The sequence below is a fragment of the Candidatus Collinsella stercoripullorum genome, assembly GCF_027669965.1.
Classification (GTDB): Bacteria; Actinomycetota; Coriobacteriia; order Coriobacteriales; family Coriobacteriaceae; genus Collinsella; species Collinsella stercoripullorum.
This window is the reverse complement of sequence record NZ_JAQECM010000053.1, coordinates 12674-16246: the sequence shown is the minus strand read 5'-3', so window position 1 is coordinate 16246 and position 3573 is coordinate 12674. Positions and strand designations below refer to the sequence as shown.

Sequence of the window (3573 nt, the reverse complement as noted above, 5' to 3'; positions counted from 1 at the left end):
GGGCTCGGGGCGCGCCTCCCCGGACCCCGGCTCGCAGCCGGCGGCGGGCGACGCGGGATCGGCGCCGGGGTCGCCGGTGGGATCGGTGCCGGGGGCGTCCGCGGGCTCGGTGCCGGCCGGCCGCTCGTCGTTCTTCTCAGGGTTCTCGCTCATGGGTGCTCCTCGTCGGCGCTGCGTGTCCCGGGTCTTGTACCCCGTTATGGTACTACGCGCCATCGGGACGGGGGCGGATCCCGACGAGGCGGCTCCGACGGCGGGCCGCCGTTCCCGACGGGGCGCAGGGCAAGCGCCGCGCGACCGAGACAACGGCGCAGCCGCCGGTCGATGCCGCGAGCGCCCGACGGCATGGAAAACGGGTCCGCCCCGGCGCTCCGCGCACCGGGACGGACCCGTATCGCGGACCGGGGCGCCATGCGCCGAACCGGTCCCTGCGGGGACGGATGCCCCGCGCTACGCCATGAAGGCGCGCACGGCCGCGGCGACGCCCTCGGCGTCCAGGCCGTACTTGTGCAGCAGGTCGACCGCGGGGCCGGACTCGCCGAAGACGTCGTTCACGCCGACCCTCTTCACCGGCACCGGACAGGACTCGGCGAGCGCCGAGCACACCGCCTCGCCCAGGCCGCCGATGACGGAGTGCTCCTCGCAGGTCACCACGCGCCCGGTCTTGCCCGCGCTCGCGACGATGAGCTCGGTGTCGAGCGGCTTGATGGTGTGGATGTTCAGGACCTCCGCGTCGATGCCCTCGGCGGACAGGGTCTCGGCCGCCTCGAGCGCGGCCTGGACCATGAGACCGCAGGCGACGATGGTGACGTCGGCGCCCTCGCGCATGACGATGCCGCGCCCGACCTCGAACTCGTAGTCGGGGCGGTCGTTGACCACCGGCACGGCCAGGCGGCCGAAGCGCATGTAGACCGGGCCGTCGAGCTCGTAGGCGGCGCGCACGGCGGCCTTCGCCTCGACGTCGTCGGACGGCACGATCACCGTCATGCCGGGGATGGTGCGCATGAGGGCGATGTCCTCGTTGCACTGATGGGTGGCGCCGTCCTCTCCCACCGAGATGCCGGCGTGCGTGGCGCCGATCTTCACGTTCAGATGCGGGTACCCGATGGAGTTGCGCACCTGCTCGAAGGCGCGGCCCGCGGCGAACATCGCGAAGGTGCTCGCGAACGCCACATGGCCGGTCGTGGCGATGCCCGCCGCCATGCCCATGAGGTTCTCCTCGGCGATGCCCGCGTCATAGAAGCGGTCGGGGTAGGCGGCCTTGAACTTGCCGGTCTGGGTCGCCGCCGCCAGGTCGGCGTCGAGGACCACGAAGTCGTCGTGCTCGGCACCCAGCTCGACGAGCGCCTCGCCGTAGCTCGCACGGGTGGCGATCTTCTTCACGTCTGCCATCGCTTACGCCTCCTTCTCGAGCTCGGCCATCGCCTGCTCGAACTGCTCGTCGTTCGGGGCCTTGCCGTGCCAGCCGACCTGGCCCTCCATGAAGGAGACGCCCTTGCCCTTGACGGTCTCGGCGACGATGCACACCGGCTTGCCGCTGACCGCGCGCGCCGCCTCGAACGCGGCGCGGACCTGCGCCATGTCGTTGCCGTCGGCGAGCTCGATCACCTGGAAGCCGAAGGCGGCGAACTTGTCGGCGATCGGCATCGCGGAGTTGACCTCCTCGATGGTCCCGTCGATCTGCAGGCCGTTGTGGTCCACGATCACGACGAGGTTGTCGAGCGCGTGGTTGCCCGCGAACATGGCGGCCTCCCACACCTGGCCCTCCTCGACCTCGCCGTCGCCCAGCAGGGCGAAGACGCGGTAGGCGTCGCCCCAGTGCTTGGCCGCGAGCGCCATGCCGACGGCGGCGGAGATGCCCTGGCCGAGCGAGCCGGTGGACATGTCCACGCCCGGGGTGTCGTTCATGTTGGGATGGCCCTGCAGGTGGCTGCCGATATGGCGCAGCGTCTCCAGGTCCTCGCGGGGGAAGTACCCGCGGCTGGCGAGCGCGGAGTAGAGGGCCGGCGCGCAGTGGCCCTTGGACAGGACGAAGCGGTCGCGGTCGGGCTTGGCGGGATCGGCCGGGTCGATGTTCATCTCCTCGAAGTACAGGTAGGTGATGATGTCGGCGGCCCCGAGCGATCCGCCGGGATGGCCGGACTTGGCGGCGTGCACGCCCGTCACGATTCCACGGCGAACCTCGTTGGCAACCTTTTTGAGCTCGTCGTCGCTCATGCTGCCCCCTTTCGTGGGTGTGCGCGGGGATCATGCCCCTCCCCACGGCACAGGTCTGTATCGGAGCGCCCGGGAAGGGCGCCCGCCCCGGGGGGACGCGCGCGTCCGCGCCCGCCGGCGGCACGTCCACCATACCATACGCGACCTGCATCGACGTGCGCTTTCACGCGAAGGGGCCAAAGCGGCGGGCGACGGAAAACGGCCATAACGGCGCGGTTGCGCACGGTCCCGCGCGCAACCGCGCGGCCGCCGGGCGGCGCGGGCGCGACGGGCGCTCCGCGAGAAAACCACGCGGGCCGCCCGACCGGCGCACGCGATGCCGCCGGCGCGGCGACCCACCCCCCGGGGCGGCGCGTTCGCCTTCTTCTCGAGGTGCGGTTGTGACACAATAGCCGGAGCATCACGGCGGCGAGAGGGGACCCATGGCGAGGGCTATCGACATCCAGCGCATCATCCGATCGAGGTTCGTGCGCGACCTTCCGCTCGTGGCGCTGGGCTGCGCGATCGCGGCGCTGGCGGTCGACGTCTTCATGGTCCCCCAGGGTCTCGCCGCCGGGGGCCTCACGGGCCTCGCCACCATCGTGGCCGAGCTCGGCCGGCGCGCCGGGCTCAACCTCCCCGTCGGCACCCAGACGATCGTCATGAACGCGGTGCTCCTGCTGTTCGTCCTGCGCACCGGCGGGGCGCGCTACGCCGTGCAGACGATCACGGGCTTCGTCCTGTTCGGCTTCTTCACCGACCTCTTCGCGCCCTTCGTCGCCCCCCTCGGCGAGCGCGACCTCATGCTGTGCGCCCTGTGGGGCGGCATCATCTCGGGCCTGGGCTACGGCCTGGTGTTCCGTTGCGGCGTCAACACGGGCGGATCGGACACCATCGCGCAGATCATCTCGCGCAAGACCTCGCTGCCCGTCGGGTCCACGGTCATGGCCATCGACGTCGCCGTGTGCGCCGCGAGCGCACCGGTGTTCTCGCTCGAGAACGCCCTGTACGCGGCCATCGCCATGGTGCTCATGGGCATGGTCGTGGACCGCGTGGTCGACGGCGCGGACCGCAGGCGCATGGCCTTCGTCATCTCCGAGCAGCACGAGCGGATCGCGGACGACGTGATGTACGAGATGGGGCGCGGCGTCACCGAGGTCCAGGCGCGCGGCGTGTGGAGCGGGAAGGACCGCCCGATGCTGCTCATCATCCTGGACCGCCGCGAGCTGTCCATCCTGAAGACCGTCGTGGCGGAGCACGACCCCGAGGCCATCGTGTTCATAGCCGACGTGTCGGAGGCCATCGGGGAGGGCTTCAAGGAGCTCGACGCATAGGGCGACCCCGCGCCCGGCGCGGGCCATGGACGGCACCCGCGCC

3 protein-coding genes are annotated in these 3573 nt (G+C 71.5%); 1 reads left to right on the top strand and 2 read right to left on the bottom strand.

All coding sequences use genetic code 11. The features are described 5' to 3' along the window. Window positions 1-450 precede the first annotated feature (450 nt). Window positions 451-1392: a transketolase family protein gene (locus PHA29_RS09060; RefSeq protein WP_270405416.1), complete on the bottom strand. Its 942-nt coding sequence runs from the start codon at window positions 1390-1392 to the stop codon at window positions 451-453. 3 nt (window positions 1393-1395) lie between these two features. Continuing rightward, the gene (locus PHA29_RS09055; protein WP_270405415.1) at window positions 1396-2217 is read right to left on the bottom strand and encodes a transketolase; all 822 of its coding nucleotides are present in this window, start codon (window positions 2215-2217) and stop codon (window positions 1396-1398) included. A 422-nt stretch (window positions 2218-2639) separates the two neighbouring features. Here PHA29_RS09055 and PHA29_RS09050 point away from each other — a divergent pair, with 422 nt between their 5' ends. Continuing rightward, entirely contained in the window at window positions 2640-3530 is an 891-nt protein-coding gene (locus tag PHA29_RS09050; RefSeq protein WP_270405414.1) for a YitT family protein, read from the top strand. The last annotated feature ends 43 nt before the right edge of the window (window positions 3531-3573 follow it).